Consider the following 19501-nt stretch of genomic DNA (forward strand, 5'->3'; position numbering starts at 1 on the left):
ACTTTGTTTCCAAGCCGCATAGACCAAGTGTTTGACTTATACTAGAAATGGTTGTCACTTTTAGAGGCTAGTTACTAAATAAGTTGTCACATTCTGTTATTCATAACTAAAACAGTTGTTAGTTTCTTCCCTTTGCTCCTAAGATAGTTGTCATACGTAAAAACAATGGACAAATCTGAGTGTGCTCGGGCTCTCGGTAAAAGTCAATAGGGTTCGACACCCTATTGGCTTTTGTGAGACAATGGCTTAAACCGTCATGTCCCGGGTTCTCGGTATCGCAAATATAGTATTTATTTATCATATGGAACCTTATTTTTTCCACAATGATTTTCCCGGCACCTCTCCATGATATACGTCCATGGGTTTTTTCATACCTATGCTCATATGCGGTCGTCCATTATTATAGAAGTCAATCATTCGCGTAATCTGCTCCCGTGCCATCTCTTTATCCCTGAACAGCGACATGCCGTATATCCATTCCGTTTTCAGGATGCCATTCATCCTTTCTGCTACCGCATTGTCCGTCGGGTTGTAATCTTCAGTCATGCTCACACGTATATGATGAGTGACCAGTGTGTCGATATAGGCATCGCAGGCATACTGTACCCCCCGGTCGGAATGGTGGATTGTGCCGCAAAGATTGCCACCTCCAGCCTCATTGATGGCCTGTTCCAGTGCCTGTAGCGTATATTCGGCATGCAAACTGGGAGAGAGCACCCATCCTAAAACGGCATGTGAGTACATGTCCGTTACAAGATGGAGGTAGCATACGCCACCTTCAATCCAGATGTAAGTGATGTCACATACCCAGATATGGTTCGGGTATTGTGCCGTTACCCCCTTGATCAGATTCGGATACTTCTTGTAAAGATGGTGGGAGTCCGTCGTATGCCTGGGTTTCTTCGGGGGCAGCATAAGGCGTTCCGAACGCAGCAGATGAAGGAAGGCATCCCGCCCTCCGGTTATCTCGCTTCCATAAAGGGAGCGGAGCTCATGGTATAATTTCAAACCACCGATGCCCGGAGCCTTTGAGCGGTAGAAGAAGACGGCATCCAAGATGGCTGTTCTGATCTGATGACGCGACAAAAGATTTTTTTTCTTTTTGTAATAGGCCTGGGAAGACATGCCAAACAGTCCGCAAAGGGTTTTCACACTGATGTGAGGAAACTCTTCACGAAGGCCGGTGACTATTTGGCACCATCTTTTTTTAAGATGGAAATCCCTTCTTCTCTTTCTGTGAGTTCAATCAGTCTTTCAAAGGCATGGGAACGAAGTTTTTCAAGTTCCAAAGCCTTTCTCAGACGCAAATTTTCCGCTTCAAGAAGTTCTTCTTTAGATTTTGATTTTGGATTCTTTTTCATTTGAAGATCTGACAGAAGTTCGGGGGACAAAGATAAGGAATCCGAATCAATTGCATAACACTTTTGCCAACGCAGAATATAAGTATGGTTGGGTAAACCCCATTTCTTGGCAGTAGCAAACATTGACAAACCGCTACTGAAGTAATCACGGAGAACTTCCAATTTGAAAGTCTCAGAATAAATCTTACGAGATAATTTAGACATAATTTTTCTTTTTTTATGTCTCTAAAAAGGTGTCAACCTAAATCCGTATAAGACAGTTACGGGAAATGTTGTGGATGATAAGTATTCGAAAAGAGTATAAATATACACTCTTCGCTCAGGTGATAGGTGACAGATACGGGTGATAGGTTAGGGGTGACCTATCACCGCTCTGTAAATACGATGAATAAAGAGTTTCAGGAAGGCGGTGATAGGTTGAAAGAGGAATTGACGAAATCAGTAAGGAGAGAAAGAATCATACTTCCTATGGATTTTCCAGTCACCCATACTTCTTGTCGCGCGTTTTTAGTCTATACGAACTCGGTAATAGAACTATTCAATATTTTTAAGTAGAAATATTCAAATACCTCTAAAAAGGTATTTTACTCTCCATCGCCATTCCCCAATACCTGTATATAGCGATTGTGGTACAATTCTTCTGTCTATAACTTTGCACCCGAATTGGGGGATTACGCCTATCTCGGCAATTAGACAAATAAAACATAACCATCAATCAGTTTTTATTTTATAATAAACAGAGAAAAGATTATAGCCTTTCGATTTTATATATGATAATATGATAGCAAGCAGAAAATTTACATTCATTATTCTTTGTATTTTAGGGTATACACATGCTTATTCACAAGAGCCGGAAATAAAGAACGACTCTGTTTACCGGCTCCAAGAGGTGGTGGTATCATCCCGACAAATACTCGGAAGCAAATTCAAGGCAAGAAACCGCACGGGATCGGCATATTATATCTCGTCCGAAGAAATACGCAAATTGGGATATACAGATATCAACCGCATGTTGAAAGCTGTTCCGGGGGTAAACATGTATGAGGAAGATGGTTTTGGATTGCGCCCAAACATCAGTTTGCGCGGAACAAAAGCTGAACGGAGCGAACGTATTTCCATCATGGAGGATGGGATATTGGCTGCCCCCGCGCCTTATTCCGCTCCGGCAGCCTATTATTTCCCGAATGTCGCCCGCATGGAAGCCGTGGAAGTGCTGAAAGGAAGCAGTCAGGTACAGTATGGTCCGTTCACCACGGGAGGAGCCATCAATCTGGTGTCGACTCCCATACCGAGCACTTTCTCCGGTAGGGCAACTTTCTCTTACGGAAGCAAGAATACGTTTAAATCGCATACACACATCGGGAATATGTGGAAGCACTTCGGGTTTCTGGTGGAATATCTGCGTTATCAGTCGGACGGCTTTAAGAAATACGAAGATCATCCTGTCAAAGGATTTACCAGAAACGACCTCATCGCCAAAGTAATGGTAAAGACCGATAAAGGTACAGGAGTAAACCACGCACTGGAACTGAAGTTCGGATATGCGGACGAACACTCGGACGAAACGTATGTAGGACTCTCCGAAGGTGACTTCAAGAAAAGTCCTTTCCTCCGTTATGCTGGTTCGCAAATGGACGAGATGAAGACCAATCATCAGCAGTGGGTAGCTACTTACCTGCTCAACTTCTCCAACAAGCTGAAAGTAACTACCAACGCATACTACAACCGCTTTCACCGCAACTGGTACAAACTGAATGACGTACGGGCGGGTATCACTTCTAAAGAGAAGAGGTCTATTGCCGATGTGCTTATCGACCCGGAAACGAATATCCGCTACTTCGATATCCTGACGGGGAAAGTCGACCGGGAAGGCGAAGCGCTGCTGGTAAGGGCCAACAACAGGACGTATCGTGCCAGAGGCATACAAACCAAAGCGGAATATCGGTTCAACCTGAATGAGTTCTTTTTCGATGTGGAGTTCGGACTACGTTATCATCACGATGAGGAAGACCGCTTCCAATGGGACGACGCTTATTCCATGAAGAACAAAAGGATGGTGTTGTTCATGGAAGGTATTCACGGGACGAATGCCAACCGCATCACGTCGGCGGATGCACTGGCAAGCTACCTGCTCGCCAAGGTGAGATATAACTCATGGACTGTCACTGCCGGATTGCGCTATGAGGATATCGATCTGCTGAAAAAGGATTATACGAAAGCAGATTTGGAGCGTACGGGCAAAGTACGCATCGAAACGTCCAACCATGCGCGTGTCTGGATTCCCGGGGTGGGAGTAAATTATCAGATTGTTCCCGAAGCATCGGTATTCTTCGGGGTTCACAAAGGATTTGCACCACCGAGCGCGGAGTTGTATCAAAAGCCTGAAAGCAGTGTGAATATGGAATTGGGAACACGCGTTGTCGTCGGTAATTTCCAAACAGAGTTAATCGGTTTCTACAACAATTACAGCAATATGCTCGGAAGCGACCTCGCTGCTGCAGGCGGATTGGGAACACTCGAACAGTTTAATGTAGGCGAAGCCCGCGTAAAAGGCGTGGAGTTCCTTATGCAATACCAACCCTTGCCCGAAGCATGGAAAGTGCGCCTGCCCCTGCAAATGTCCTATACTTATACCGATACGGAGATGAGAAACTCGTTCTCAAGCCATTCATGGGGCAATGTGGTGAAAGGAGACGAAATTCCATACATCTTCAAACATGCGCTGAACATGCTGGTGGGGATAGAGCACAAATGGTTCAACGCGAACATAGGAGCACGCTACAACGGTGATATGCGCACATCTCCCGGACAGGGGAGAATCGCTGAAAGAGAGAAAGTGCCTGCACACCTCGTACTGGACGCATCTGCCAATGTATATGTAAACAAATACCTGACAGTAAAAGTAAACGCAGTGAACCTGACCAACAAGGTCTATCTCACCTCCCGTCATCCGGCAGGATTGAGGGCCGGACATCCTTTCGGTATCTACGCAGGAGCCAACATTCGGTTTTGAACGAATATATATAATATAGAATATAAGAAGAAATGTAACAAGATAAGGTAATGAATGGATCATCGGTTATAAAGTTAGTAATCAGCATCCTGTTTGCGGCAATCTTCTCTCAGGTTTGTCCGGCACAGGAATTAATGGAAATAAAAGGCACAGTGCGCTCTGCTTCCGGAGAGCCTCTGCCGGGTGCCACTGCTATCGTGGTGGATACGGGGAAGGGAGCCATCGCAGACAGCGACGGACGGTTCACACTCGAAGCCCGCAAAGGACAAATGTTGGAGGTAAGCTTCGTGGGAATGAAAACCCGGAGAATGAGAATATCGTCCGACAGGATGGACATAACGCTTCAGGACAATGTGCAGGAGATAGAAGGAGTGGTAGTCACCGGCTATCAGAACATTAAGAACCGGGTATTTACGGGAGCCGCCTCTTCGGTGAAGCTGGACGACATCAAACTGGGCGGTGTGGCGGACGTGTCGCGCATGCTCGAAGGGCGTGTGGCGGGTCTCTCGATACAAAATGTCACCGGCAGCTTCGGATCGGCTCCCCGCATCAATATCCGCGGCGGCGCTTCCATCATGGGAAACGTTCAACCTTTGTGGGTTATCGACGGGGCGGTGTACGAGGACCTTGTTTCTCTCACGCTCGACCAATTGGCTTCGGGCGATGCCGTAACGCTCATCAGTTCCGCTGTTGCCGGACTGAACGCTTCGGATATCGAAGATATCCAAGTATTGAAAGATGCTTCCGCCACATCTATCTACGGGGCCAGAGCCCTGAACGGAGTAATCGTAATCACAACCCGCGCGGGCAAAAGAAATACGCCGAACAGTTTTTCTTATTCATACGAATTGAGTATGCGTGCCATCCCTTCGTATACGGGCTTTGACCTGCTCAATTCGCAAGAGAGCATGTCCATCTATCAAGAGATGAACAGAAAGGGATACTTCTCTGTGCAAAACACATTATATGGGCGCCGCAGCGGTGTTTACTATCAGATGTATAAGGCGCTCGGTACTGTCGATCCGTCTACCGGACGATATTATCTGGAGAACACGGACGAAGCGAAACGTGCGTTCATGCGCGAACGGGAATATGCCAATACCGACTGGTTTAAGGAGTTGTTTACGCACAACCCCGTTCATACGCACACCGTAACGTTCTCCGGAGGAGGAGAGCATTCTACCATGTATGCCTCCATCGGTTTCTACGATGACAGAGGATGGACGCTTGCCGATCATGTGAAACGCATTACCGCCAATATCAAGAACTCCTTTTATTGGAAGGAAGACAAAATCAAGGCTACCATCTTCGCACAAGGCAACTTACGCAACCAACACTCTCCGGGTACGATTCCCCAACGAAAGAATACGGTAGTCGGAACGTTCGAACGCGACTTCGACATCAACCCTTTTGCTTATGCTTTGGGTACAAGTCGTACCTTACGCCCCCGAAATGCCAACGGGGAACGGGAATACTACCGCAACAACTGGGCACCGTTTAATATCCTGAACGAGTTTGATAATAATTACCTGAAAACCGAGGTGATCGACTTCAAACTGCAAGGCGAACTTTCATACAGGCTCAATGAGAATATCGAAGCGAAAGGATTGATGTCCGTACGTCATGCGGTTACCAAAAGTTTGCATTTCATTACTGAGCAATCGAACGTGATACAGGCTTTCCGCGCCAACGAAACTCCCTACGTGGCGCAAGAGAATATCTATTTGTTGAAGGATAAAGACAACCCCATGCAACTGCCGCAAGTAGCACTGACTCACGGCGGCATGTTCAATAAGACCGAGACTTCTCTGCGCAGTTATCTGGGACGCTTTGCGCTGGACTACAACAAGCAGATGGGCGAGCATGACATACGCGCTTTCGGTTTTACCGAGATACGATATGCCGACCGCAGCATCAACCCTTTCCAAGGGTACGGGATACAATACGACAGAGGGAATCAGGTGTTCACCAATCCTTTGATTTTCGATAAGCTCACTAACGAAGGAGGCACTTACTTCTCGCTTACCGAACGCTACGAAAGAGGAGTGACTCTCTCTGCCAGCGCTACTTACGGATATAGGGGCAAATACATATTCAACAGCGTATTCAACTATGAAGGATCGAATACGGCAGGCAAATACAGCCGCTCCCGCTGGTTGCCTACATGGAATATCGGAGCAAAGTGGAACATGGATCAAGAGAAGTTCATGAAAAAGTATCCTGCCGTCTCTAAACTCGCCCTGCGTGCCAGTTACGGACTGACAGCCAAAATGAACGAACAGGCAATAAACTCTACGGCGGTGTTCAAGCATCTCATCATCAACCGCACATTGCTGGAGGACCGTGAGAATGCGTTGCGTATCCTACATCTTGAGAACCGAGACCTGACATGGGAGAAAATGTATGAGTTGAATCTCGGTTGGGAACTCGGGTTGTTCGACAACCGTATCAGCGCAACGTTCGACGTCTACCAGCGTAACTCATTCGACCTGATAGACCTCATCCGTACCTCCGGTGTGGGCGGACAATATTACAAGTATGCAAACTTCGGAGACATGCGTACACGAGGGGTGGAAGTGGCGCTGCAAACTCAAAACGTCGTGACTGGCAACTTCAGTTGGACTACTGCTTTTACCATCAGCGGCATGAAACAAAAGATCACCCGCCTGCTTAATATGCCGAATACGTTTGATATGGTAGCGGGAACCGGACGGGGGAATATTCTCGGTTTCCCACGGGGTTCTCTGTTCTCTTTCAACTTTCAGGGGCTCGACAACAATGGTCTGCCTACCTTCGACTTCGGACTTTACCCTTCCAACCAAGGGGTGAACAGCGAAATTTCAGGAGCGGATTTTCTCGATGCTCAGTATTCGAAGTCATATCTTATCTACCACGGACCTATCGAACCTACTTATATCGGTGGGGTTTCGAACACGTTTAAATACAAGAATTGGGAGTTTTCGTGCTTTGTCACCATGCAGGCGGGCAACAAGATACGCCTCAACCCGACATTCGACCCATCGTTTGCCGATCTGAACGTTTTCTCCAAAGAGTACTACGATCGATGGCTTCATCCGGGTGATGAGCGGAGAACGAACATCCCCGTCATTCCTTCGCAAGATTTGATTCGTAACATCGGCAAGGAGAACATCGAAAAGGCTTACAACACGTATAATTACTCTCAGAACAGGGTGGCAGACGGAAGTTTCGTGCGCATGAAAAATATCTCGTTGGGGTATCGCTTGTCTCAAAAGCTTCTTTCATCGCTCAAAATCAGACAGATGAGTGTGAAGGTGAACATAACCAATCCGTTCCTGATTTATGCGGACAAGAAGTTGAAGGGGCAGGACCCGGAGTTCTACAAATCGGGAGGAGTTTCATTGCCTACTCCGAAACAATATACGATGACGTTGCATGTTGAATTTTAATCGCATTGAAATGAAAAGAACCATTTACTTAAGTATCATACTCACGCTGCTCACGGCATGCCAAGGCTATTTGGAAACAACCCCCGACTCCACGCTCGATGTGAAGGTGGACAGTGAAGAGAAAATAGCCGAATTGCTCACCGGAGCTTATCCGGAAGCCAGTTACTTCGCCTTTTTGGAAACACGTACCGACAACGTAGGCGAGCGGGTAAACGGCATACATTCACGGCTGAACGAAGCTATGTATTATTGGGAAGACTACGATCAGGAGGATCTGGACACTCCGCTGAACTATTGGAACGCATGTTATGCAGGCATCGCACAAGCCAACCAAGCGTTGGAGCTTCTGAGTAAATATCCTAAAAACGACCGCGTGAAAGCTTTGTATGGCGAAGCGTTTCTATTGCGCGCTTATCTGCACTTTATGCTGGTCAACATTTGGGCGGAGCCGTACGGTACAGCCAAGTCGGAGACTGCACCCGGCATACCTTACCTGACAAAGCCTGAAAAGAATGCGCTGGTGGACTACAAGCGCGGAACTGTAAAGGAGGTATACGAGAAGATTGAGAAAGACCTGAAACTCGGTATTTCACTGGTAGACGACAGTTATTATAGCAAACCGAAGTTCCACTTCAATAAAAAAGCCGCGTATGCTTTCGCATCTCGCTTTTACCTGATGAAAGGGGAGTGGGAGCCCGTTATCGCCTACTCGGATTATGTGTTGGGGGTAGACCCTAAACCTGTTCTTCGGAACTGGGAGAAGTACGGTAAAGAGTTTTACTTCAACCGCAAGCATCTTTATACTCGCTACACAAGTGCTGAAGAGCCCGCCAACCTGTTGCTTTCCACAACAGAATCGAGAGTGGCCCGCAACATTGCCACGGAAAAGTACGGAGTGACCAACAAAAGTGCAGACAGAGTATACAACCGGCATGGGGTAGACGGATGTGACAATTTCCGGAAAATAAACATGGAGCCGGTATTCCTTTTCAACTATAACGACGGACGCATAGGCGACGGACAATACATTGGCAAATTCGACGAGCTTTCGTTATCGGGCTATACGGGTATAAGACCGAGAGGACTGTATGTCACCAATGTTTTATTCTCCACCGATGAGGTAATGCTCAACCGGATGGAGGCATACGCCATGATGGGAGAATATGACAAGTCCATAAACGACCTGATTGTCTATCTTTCTACCAAATTCGGAATAACTCTCACATGTAACCGACAGGACTACACGCAAACAAGCAGTGACAATTACCAGACTTACACGCCGTTCTACGGAATGAGTATCAAGCAATTGGCGATGGTAAAAACTATTTTGGGATTCAGGCGGCAGGAGTTTATTCACGAAGGGTTGAGATGGTTTGATATCCGCCGTTTTTATATACCGGTGAAACGTGTATCGAAATATAAGTTTTATAAGCAACTGGAGAAAGAAGACCCGAGAAAACTTCTGCAAATACCGGCCGAAGCCATCAACCGGGGATTAGAACCTAACCCCCGTTAATCTATTGAAAAATATAATGGACAGAGAATTTTAAAAAATGAAAACAAGAAGCAAAAAAATGAGATTCAGATACTTTATCGGACAGAGCCTGTATCTGTTTGCCACATGCTTGCTGTTGGCGGGCTGTGAACAGGAAGCCGCCTTATCCGATCAAAGCGTAGTGGATTTAGGAGCAGTACGACGCAATAAAACAGAACTCGATGAGTGGATATTAAATACATTTACATGTCCTTACGGCATCGAAATCGAATACCGTTGGGATAAAAACATGGCGCAGAACGGAAGTTATGCCTATCCGCCAGAAGCCGCTAATGTAAAAAGTGTGCTCGAAACGATCAAAGCGCTGTGGATAGACCTCTATACGACTCCCGAGTTGGGAGGAGAAAAATTCTTTTTGGGCAAGAGCCCCGTTAAGATTTACATGTATGGAGGAGAGAATATAGACGAAAACGGGGTAGGGCTTTTAGGAAATAAGGAAGCAACGACCAACGAGATGTTTCTGTACAACGTCAACGGCTTCGATCCGAAAGATGAGAACAAGGTGTTTGTGCTGATGCGAAGCGTACATCACCAATTCGCCAAACGGCTGATGGAGTTGTTCCCTTACGCCAGGAATAAGTTCCTGGCTGTCAGTTGTGCCAAATATACCGGATCCACACGGTTTATCTCGAAGATAAAGCCGCAAGGACGCGAACTGTTCGAACTTTCCGGTTATGCCCATAAAAGAGGTTTTTTTACCTACCACTCGTTCCTCTCTGTAGAAGACGACTTTGCCGAGATCATCAGCGCCAAGCTTACGCATACCCCTAAAGAGGTACTTAAAGCATTGGAAGAAGCGAAAACGCCTGACTATGACTCTGATCCGGAGGTTCAGAAAATTTATGATGAAGAGGCACGCCAAGCATACAAAGAGCTGACGGAGAAAGAGGCGTTTGTAGAAGATTACTTTATCAAAGAAATCAAAATCTCACTCAATTATCTCCAAAGGATAAGTATAAAACAATTAAAAGCATATACGAAACAAAAATAAAAAGTATGAAGATAGGATTCCAATTACTTATTTTGATAACGGTTTGCTTCTCTTGCAAGGAGGAGAATATCTTCGATTTATCTCCTTCCGAGCGGAGCGCAAAACATATCAGCGAACTGAGGAAGGAGCTTATAGATGCTCCCCATGGGTGGTGTGTCACTTACTTCCCCCGGACAGACTCGCTACTGTTTACAAACGTGAACGAACAGATTGCTCAGTTCGAATATCGGGACAAATATGGCTATGGCGGACACTGTTTCTTCATGAAGTTCGCCGACAACGGAACGGTGGAAACGATAGCCGACTATGACGAACAGAGTCGGGTAAACAGCCGGTTCAGTGAATTTGAAATAAGTCAGAATACATTCACTCAACTGAGCTTCACCACTTACAATTATCTGCATAGTCTGGTAAATAACCAATTCACCGCCTCTTCCGATTTTCTTTATACAGGCAAAGATGTAGATGGCAACCTTGTTTTTCGAACAGCTTCATACATAGAACCGGCCCGTGAGTATATCGTCTTTACAAAATTGAAAGGCGAAAACAGTTGGACGGAAGATATGCATAAAGCTTATGACAATAATCGGTTTTTTCAAGAGATGAAGAATCCGCAGTTGGTAATCAGGAAAGCAGACCGGATATATTTCCGCAGTAATATGCAAACGAGAGTCATTGACAATAGGAATGCAGACTCCCCAAAAAGAAAAAAGCAGGAGGAATATCAACGTTATCAGCTGTTCCTTTTTGCCAAGGTCCCTTATGCACCGAACGGATGGCCCAAAGAGGTGGTTGGGCTGGGATCCGGATATGTAGGGACAATAGACGGATTGACGTTCAGACCCGGCATACGATACAACAAAAACTACACATTTTACGATTTCCGCAGGGAAGGAAACCGGTTTGTTTGTGAACTCGTGAAGGTGTTCGATCCCTATAGTAAGACCGAACGTTGGGTAAGCAAGCATCTTGCCCCCAATGGAGAACTAACCGGGGTTATAGCTGAAATCTGGGATGAATCTAATAATTAAAAAACAAAAAGCGATATGAAATATATATGGATCATGTGTTTATTACTGGTATGCGGTTGTAATACGATAAAAGAGGACGCCGTAATAAATGAAGAGTATGAAAAGTTGTTTCCGCCGAAAGAAATAGAAAAACCGGAGAACAAGCGCGGAGAGTTGCCCGTGGAGTTGTGTGACCCCGATCTGGCGTTAAAGAGTTACAAATATCCGGGCACGGAAACACCGGATGATGCGGAGGAGTATACCGTCACGTTGAGTTGCTCATTTGCAGAGATAGATCGATCTGGTTATTTTGTGTCGGATGTTACAGCGCAGTACGAGGTGAGGTACATCAATGAGAAAAAGGAATTGGTAACTGTTCGATGTGCGAAAAATAGGGACGAGAGTGATGAGGGGGATAGCGAGGAAGCCGAATACGCAGACGATTCTTCTGGTTCTGGTAATGTCTCTTCCAACGGTAGCACTGCTCCTATGATGCAGAATGGCGAGTGGCTGGAGATTACCTTCAAAGTTCATTCCGGTTTCCCTATGTATCTCTGCGTGACGGGTGTGGGACCTCGCGACTCGAACGTGAAAGCAAGCATCAAAGCCATGTCGGCCGACGGGTTGATTGAGATTCCCGAACTGAAAAGCGAGCAGTATCAGAACGAAGAGGGGCCCAACATGTTGAAACATCCGTATTGCGAATACATCATCTTACCTTAAAACTGCAAGAACCGATGAAGAACTATTTACGAAAACAAATGATATTTCCTTTGTGTCTGTTTGCGGTGCTGACAGGCTGTATTGAGGGGACGAATGAAACAATAGAGAGTGCCTATCAGCTGCCGATGTTGCAGGAACCGGCGTATAAATTTGCACGTAACGGTGAAAGCAGTGTCAATCTGATGGAATGCGAGTTCCTGAAGTCGCCCGTCGACATCATTTTTTCGCGTTATCTGAACCATGCGCGGGTGGGTACGCCGGAGGAGTACAGCGAGATGCTGGAGTTCTACGAGAAGGGCGAGTTCGGGCTGAAGCCGATGGAGGAAATCGCAAATTCGACGACCCATTCGGGCAGTCGGTCACAAGTGTTACAGGACTTTACCGATTGGTTCGAGGGTTCGAAGCGTATCTCTCAAAACAGGCGCAACGAGGCCGCGAAGGGACGGATAGGTTATGTGGGCAATAATTACGGTGATAAGGACATCTTTTTCATCGATGAGCGCGGCATCGCCGTGGCGGAAGTCTATCGATTTGCCGCAATGGGTGCTCTCTACCTGGACAAAATTTTGAACGTGCATCTGAACAAGGAGGTGCTTTTCGAGACCGGAGTGCGTGAGGAGCATGAGTTGACGCACCTGTTGCCCGGTCATAACTACACGGAGCTGGAGCACCACTGGGATTTGGCGTATGGTTACTACGGCTTTTGGAAGTCGCTGGCCCAGTCGGATGGATTACCGGCGTTGCGCGATTCACATCTCCGTATCTTCCACTCGTTTGTCTGGGGGCGTACATATATGGAGACATCGTGCTACGAGGATATCGGGCTGCGGGTGGATACCATCCGTCACGAGTTGAGCCGTGTGGTGGCAGTGCGGGCTATGCACTTGCTGACGGGTGCCAACACGTTTTCCAACTTGAGAGAGAATCCCAAGTATGCTTTCCGTCTGTTGTCCCAGGCCTATGGGCTCATCTATGCATCGCAGTTTGCACGCAATGCCCAGGGCGATCCGTTCCTGACGTACGATGAGACACGACAGTTGCTCCACGTGCTTGAGCGTGATGGCGGGTTGTGGGATCGGCAGCGTCTCATGGGCAGTGAGCAAGACGAGGGTTCGCTACGACAGCTGGCGGCTCGGTTTGGCGCGAAGTTCGGCATATCGCTTAAGGAAATCGAGAAATAATACATGTTAACAAAGAAGAAATGCATTAGTAAGATGAAAAAGAAGATGATATATCAATTACTATTGGTCGTCACGGTACACGTGGCGGCATCGCTGCCTGCCGCTGCACAGGAGGCACCGCGCGATTTGAGGGTGACGGCCCATCAGGGCGAGTTGGAAATTTCGTGGGCCAAACCGCAGAACGTTGAGGGGGTGACGTGGGAAGTTGTTCTCAATGATGGTCCGGGCGTGTCTGTATCCACCCCTTCGTACATTTGCACGAAGCTGCGCCCCGGCACCGTGTATCGCATCCAAGTGCGTGCCCTGCGCGGCTCAGAGCAGAGCCCCTACACGGAACAGCGGGTAAGCACGAAGCGAATGGAGCGACCCGAACATTCGGAAGACCGCATCCCTTATTTGCGCACGCTGCTACCCGACGGCACCTCACCCGGCCGCTTTCTCGACCTCTACTACAACGAGCTGGCCAACCCTGAGGCCGCAATTACTTACCGTATCGATGGACGCCCTGTCGTGCCGGTGAACAACCGATTAGAGTTTCCAGCCTTTACGGAGTTCAACAAAAACTTCCAGCTGGAGATTTGCATCGATGAAGGTGGCGGTCGCGAGTGGGAGATATTGTACAACGAACTGAATGTTCGCAACATCGATAACCATTAAACACGTAGCAATATGATGATAAGAAACTTTTTCAGCCCCTTGGGCTTGGGCATATGTATGGTCTGTCTTTTTATTTGTTTCTTCGCCTGTGAGGAGCACACGGAGGAATATCCAGAGATTCGCATCGGGAAAGGGAATGGCGTCGACGAGCTGACGCTGAACAAACTTACCGAGAAGTGTTTGCTGCTCTCGGGCGGTAACGGTAAGTTTTTGGTCAACATTGAAAATTCGCAGATTGCCACTGCACACATCAGTCTGGATACGCTCAAGGTCAGGGGGCTGCTCGAGGGTGAGACTTTTGCCACGGTTATCTCGCACGACCGCCGTGTGCGACTGCGTATCCACGTCACCTTCCCTGAGTTGGGCGTGAGTCACACCACCGTACAGCTACGTCCGAAGCTCATCAGTCGTTTTGTGAGCATCTCCGGTGGCGGGGAACGCACTACGCTTGAAGAGAATGACCCGGCGGATGTAATGGACATCAAATGGGATGGCTCTACGGGCATGCTCGAGATCGTACCCAAGTACGAGGGAGAGGCGGAGGTTACCGCTGTTTCCGAGGACGGTAAGGAAAGCAAGACTATTCGCATTTGTATCAAGCCCGATGGTGAGCTGACTATCCCCGGCTGGTACACCACATGTGAGACGCGGTATTATGTGAAGATGAACAATAAAATGATTGTTAAACGTAAAGGCGGGGCTACATGGATTATAGATAGCGCCCGACCTTATGGTGGAAAAATCACTACCTACGATGGTTCCCACATGAAGATTGCTCCCATTATAAATCCCGTGCAAGGCGACTCCATTGATTTGAATATTCTTCGTTATTCCACTCCTAAAAGTAATCCGGAAATAAAAGCCGGAATACACCGACTTTATGTAGAAGAAGTTCGTGAATCGGAGGTCATGCTGAGAGGAAGAGGATTTAAGTTTTTACTACCTTACCAAAAGTAGACTCAAACCAAATTATATGTGTATATGTATTTATATAGGGTTGAAATCTGCACTTTAATTTATAAATGCCATCCTTTGTCATCAAATTAGTTTATTTCCACACCGTTTTGATGCACTATCATTATAGGTTCATGTCAATCATTGGTTAGTATATGGAAAAAATGACATATATATGGATAATAATCCTCATTCCGAAATAGTTTGCTGTGTTTTTTGTATTCGTTATTCCTTTTGGTTAGTTTTGCTGTATAAATCTAAAAAAAACTATGAAAAGATATATCTTTGTAACCAGCAATCAAAAATAACTCAAAGCACTGTATGAAATATAAATTATTATGTCTCTTCGTTTTGTTTAATTTTTCTCTATCGGAGCTGTGGGCTAATATTGAACTTAGTTCCAAACAAATGAGAACCAGTGACGGGCTACCTAGTAATTCTGTACGATGTATGTTTCAGGACAGTAAGGGCTTCTTGTGGTTGGGCACCTTAGACGGGTTGACTCGTTATGATGGCAATTCTTTTCTTACCTATCAGTTGGAAACAGGAAAGCATGACCGGATTTCTTTAGCAGATAACAGGATAAAACAGGTGGTAGAGGATAAGAATGGCTTCCTATGGATAAAGACTGTGCCGGAATTATTCAGCTGTTATGACTTGCAAAAAGCTTGTTTTGTAGATTTTACCGGTACCGGAAATGATGGAGAGAACTATTCAGGAATATTTATGTCTTCTAATGGAGATGTGTGGCTTTGGCATAGAAGGAACGGTGTGCGTCAAATTGTATGTAAGGACGACCGGACTATGACTTCTGTGAAGTTTAGCGCAAAATTGAAAAACCTACCCGATGACCGGATTAAATTTATTAATGAAGATTCCAGTGGCAGGATCTGGATTGGTACCATGCAGGGACTTGCGTCTGTTTATAAGGGGAAAGTTGAATTTATCGATAGGAAATTGAATTTTTCTTCTTCTTTCCCTCATGGAGAAGATATGTATTTTCTGACAAAGAGCGGAGATGTGTATCGTTGCGTAAACGGATCGAATAAAATAGACTGTTTAGCGTCTTTGTCTGCTATTGCCGGTAATACATCTGTCAGTACACATTCATTGATAAAAGATAAATGGGTTATATTTACCTCCAGTAAAGGAGTATATGAATTCGACTTTCAGAGTTTTCAAATAACTCCTTATCGGAATCTGAAAATAAATAATGGGAAAGTGATTCATGACAATTACGGAGATTGTTGGGCTTATAATAACACCGGACGAATTTATTATATAAACGTGAAGAGCGGAGCAATAAAGGACTTCCGGTTAATCCCGGAAGAGAAAATGAAATATATCGATTATGAACGCTATCATGTGGTTCGTGATGACCGGGGAATTGTGTGGATCTCGACTTATGGGAACGGACTTTTTACTTATGATATTCAGGAAGATCGTTTGGAACACTTTGTCTCCGGAGGGAAGAATGCAGGACCTATAGGCTTAGATTTCTTGTTATGTTTGATGAAGGACAGGACGGGAGGAATATGGGTAAGTTCCGAATATTCCGGTTTGTCTCATATTTCCATTTCAAATAAAGGCATTACGCATGTTTATCCGGCATCACCGGATGTTTTTGACCGTTCGAATACAATCCGGTTACTGACTAAAATGTCGAATGGAGATATATGGGTAGGAACGCGAAGAGGTGGATTGTATAATTATGATTCTCATTTGAAGACTAAAATAGATAATCATTATTTGCCCTATAATATTTATGCGATTTCAGAAGATAGTCAGGAGAATATATGGATAGGAACTCGGGGTGACGGATTAAAAATAGGAGATACTTGGTATAAGCCGGACCCGTCTGATCCTTTTGCTTTGTCTCATTCTAATATTTATTCCATTCTTCGTGATAAAAAGAACCGCATGTGGGTAGGAACATTTGGAGGCGGATTGAATCTGGCCGAACAAACTGAGGGTGGACAATATAAGTTCCGATGTTTCTTCCTACGAAAAAAATATGGTTTTCGGATAGTCCGGGTGATGGCAGAAGATGATAAAGGAATGATATGGATGGGCACAAGTGAAGGAATTTGTATTTTTCACCCGGATTCATTGATAGCTGATGAAGACAACTATCATTTGTTTAGCTATACGGATGGTAACTTTTGTAGCAATGAGATTCGTTGCTTGTTTCGTGACAGTAAAGGGCGTATGTGGGTGGGAACCTCGGGTGCCGGTTTGAATCTATGTGAACTGACAGATGATTGCCAATCTTTGAAATATACGCATTATGGAATATCGGAAGGATTGGTCAATAACATGGTTCAGGCTGTTCAGGAAGATTATTCGGGACAATTATGGATTGCCACGGAATATGGAATTTCAAGATTCAACCCGAACAGTCATTCTTTTGAAAACTACTTCTTCTCCTCCTATACATTGGGAAATGTGTATAGCGAAAACAGTGCATGTATGGGGGCAGACGGGAAACTTATTTTTGGAACAAACTATGGATTGACCATTATTGACCCGAAAAAGATTTCAACAGAGAGACTGTTTTCTCCGATTGTTATTACCGGACTGTCTGTCAATGGTATTCAGGTGAAGCCTAATATGCCGGGTTCTCCTTTGCAGGAATCTTTGGCTTATTCGGATAAAATCACATTGAAATATTTCCAAAATTCTTTCATGCTTGATTTTTCTACTCTCGATTATTCGGATAATGGACAAATCAAGTATATGTACTGGCTGGAGAACTATGATAAAGGATGGAATGTTCCATCTTCTTTGAGCTTTGCTTCTTATAAATATCTTGAGCCGGGCACATATGTATTCCATGTGAAGTACTGCGATGGTGCCGGTATCTGGAATGATACCGAAACAACTTTGAAGATTGTCATCGTACCACCTTTTTGGAAAACAAGTTGGGCTATGCTCGGATATCTCATTCTGATATTGATAGTCTTGTATTTCACATATCGTATCATCATTAATTTTAATAGATTACGCAACCGTATCAATGTTGAAAAGCAATTGACGGAATATAAATTGGTGTTTTTTACCAATATCTCTCATGAATTCCGAACTCCGCTAACGTTGATTCAGGGAGCGTTGGAGAAAATGTACCAGATAGATGATATTCCTCAGGCATTATTACATCCTTTGAAAGTGATGGACAAAAGTACCCAGCGCATGTTGAGGCTGATTAATCAGTTGCTGGAATTCAGGAAGATGCAGAATAACAAATTGGCTCTTTCTCTGCAGGAAACAGATGTAATTACTTTCCTGTATGAAATATATCTAAGTTTCAGTGACGTGGCAGAACAGAAAAATATGGATTTCCGTTTTGTGTCGTCAGTGCCATCATACAAAATGTTTATTGATAAAGGAAAATTGGATAAAGTGGTTTATAACCTGCTCTCAAATGCTTTCAAATACACTCCTTCGGGTGGAACCATTTTGTTCTCTGTAAATGTGGATGAGGCAAAGAAGTATTTGCAGATTCAGGTAGCCGATACGGGAGTAGGTATTCCTAAAGAGAAACAGAGTGAACTGTTTAAGCGCTTTATGCAAAGCAGTTTTTCCGGAGATAGCATTGGAGTAGGGCTACACTTGAGTCATGAATTGGTGCAGGTGCATAAAGGAACCATTGAATATAAAGAGAATGAAGGAGGAGGTTCTGTATTTATCGTATGTATTCCAACCGATAGAACAGTTTATTCGGAAAAAGATTTTCTGGTGCCCAGCAATGTTCTGTTGGAAGAAGCAAATACGCAAGCTCACCATTTTCAGGAACTTTCAGAAGAAGAATATCAGGTACATGAGAAGGCTGTTATTTCATCGAGAAAACGTAAAATACTGGTAATTGAGGACGATAATGATATTCGTGGATTCTTACAGGAGGAACTAAGTGCCTATTTTGAAGTAGAAGTGGTAGCAGATGGAGTATCCGGATTTGAAAAGGCATGCAACTATGATGCGGATCTGATTATCTGTGATGTGTTGATGCCCGGAATGACAGGTTTTGAAGTGACCAAGAAATTGAAAACTGACTTTGCAACAAGCCACATTCCCATTATTCTGCTGACTGCATTGAACTCGCCGGATAAACATCTGGAAGGTCTTGAGGCGGGGGCGGATATTTATATTGCGAAGCCATTTAGTTTTAAGCTTTTGCTTGCGCAAGTGTTCCGGTTGATAGAGCAATACGAGAAGTTGCGGAAGAAGTTTTCCAGTGAACCGGGAGTAGTACGTCCGGCTTTATGTAACACAGACCGGGATAAGGAGTTTGCAGACCAGTTGGTGGCTGTGGTGGAGAAGATTTATTCTCAATCTAATATTTCCATTGATGAATTTGCACAAATGATGGGTATGGGACGAACGGTGTTTTATAAGAAACTACGGGGAGTGACCGGATACTCACCGAATGAATATTTGCGTGTCGTACGGATGAAGAAGGCTGCCGAGCTGTTTTTGACTGAAAGGAATCTGACAGTTGCCGAAGTCTCTTATAAGGTGGGTATTAGCGATCCCCTTTATTTCAGCAAATGTTTTAAGGCGCAGTTTGGAGTATCTCCTTCTGCTTATCAGAGAGGAGAGAGAAACGATTCTAAAAAGTAACTTATTATACC

The 19501-nt window shown here is 45.1% G+C and carries 12 protein-coding genes; 10 read left to right on the forward strand and 2 right to left on the reverse strand.

Annotation, left to right across the window (positions count from 1 at the left end; all coding sequences use genetic code 11):
• Window positions 1-309: 309 nt before the first annotated feature.
• Together AB9N12_RS12450 and AB9N12_RS12455 are read right to left on the reverse strand one after the other, a co-directional pair.
• Window positions 310-1152 carry an IS3 family transposase gene (locus AB9N12_RS12450; RefSeq protein ID WP_369889013.1) on the reverse strand — a complete coding sequence of 281 codons (843 nt, stop codon included), beginning with the start codon at window positions 1150-1152 and terminating at the stop codon, window positions 310-312.
• A gap of 35 nt (window positions 1153-1187) precedes the next feature.
• Window positions 1188-1565 (reverse strand): hypothetical protein, encoded by a 378-nt coding sequence (locus tag AB9N12_RS12455; RefSeq protein WP_369889012.1) that lies wholly within the window; start codon window positions 1563-1565, stop codon window positions 1188-1190.
• Between the two features lie 574 nt (window positions 1566-2139).
• On the opposite strand from AB9N12_RS12455, the gene AB9N12_RS12460 reads away from it, so the two are divergent.
• The 10 genes from AB9N12_RS12460 (at window position 2140) to AB9N12_RS12505 (ending at window position 19490) form a co-directional block, all read left to right on the forward strand.
• Window positions 2140-4374 carry a TonB-dependent receptor family protein gene (locus AB9N12_RS12460; protein WP_369892346.1) on the forward strand — a complete coding sequence of 745 codons (2235 nt, stop codon included), beginning with the start codon at window positions 2140-2142 and terminating at the stop codon, window positions 4372-4374.
• Between the two features lie 50 nt (window positions 4375-4424).
• Entirely contained in the window at window positions 4425-7802 is a 3378-nt protein-coding gene (locus tag AB9N12_RS12465) for a SusC/RagA family TonB-linked outer membrane protein (RefSeq protein WP_369892347.1), read from the forward strand.
• Window positions 7803-7812: 10 nt separating this feature from the next.
• Complete coding sequence (locus AB9N12_RS12470; protein WP_369892348.1) at window positions 7813-9318, forward strand: RagB/SusD family nutrient uptake outer membrane protein; 1506 nt, start codon at window positions 7813-7815, stop codon at window positions 9316-9318.
• Window positions 9319-9355: 37 nt separating this feature from the next.
• Window positions 9356-10348 (forward strand): putative zinc-binding metallopeptidase, encoded by a 993-nt coding sequence (locus AB9N12_RS12475; RefSeq protein ID WP_369892349.1) that lies wholly within the window; start codon window positions 9356-9358, stop codon window positions 10346-10348.
• 5 nt (window positions 10349-10353) lie between these two features.
• Complete coding sequence (locus AB9N12_RS12480) at window positions 10354-11379, forward strand: DUF4302 domain-containing protein (RefSeq protein WP_369892350.1); 1026 nt, start codon at window positions 10354-10356, stop codon at window positions 11377-11379.
• 15 nt (window positions 11380-11394) lie between these two features.
• Window positions 11395-12081, forward strand: a complete 687-nt coding sequence (locus tag AB9N12_RS12485; protein ID WP_369892351.1) for a hypothetical protein — start codon at window positions 11395-11397, stop codon at window positions 12079-12081.
• Between the two features lie 14 nt (window positions 12082-12095).
• Window positions 12096-13262 carry a DUF4856 domain-containing protein gene (locus tag AB9N12_RS12490; RefSeq protein ID WP_369892352.1) on the forward strand — a complete coding sequence of 389 codons (1167 nt, stop codon included), beginning with the start codon at window positions 12096-12098 and terminating at the stop codon, window positions 13260-13262.
• Between the two features lie 33 nt (window positions 13263-13295).
• A complete protein-coding gene (locus AB9N12_RS12495; protein WP_369892353.1) occupies window positions 13296-13919 on the forward strand; it encodes a fibronectin type III domain-containing protein in 624 nt (207 codons plus the stop codon).
• Window positions 13920-13931: 12 nt separating this feature from the next.
• Complete coding sequence (locus AB9N12_RS12500) at window positions 13932-14876, forward strand: hypothetical protein (protein ID WP_369892354.1); 945 nt, start codon at window positions 13932-13934, stop codon at window positions 14874-14876.
• Window positions 14877-15194: 318 nt separating this feature from the next.
• Window positions 15195-19490 carry a two-component regulator propeller domain-containing protein gene (locus tag AB9N12_RS12505; protein WP_369892355.1) on the forward strand — a complete coding sequence of 1432 codons (4296 nt, stop codon included), beginning with the start codon at window positions 15195-15197 and terminating at the stop codon, window positions 19488-19490.
• Window positions 19491-19501 lie beyond the last annotated feature (11 nt).

The organism is Bacteroides sp. AN502(2024), assembly GCF_041227145.1.
Lineage (GTDB): Bacteria > Bacteroidota > Bacteroidia > Bacteroidales > Bacteroidaceae > Bacteroides.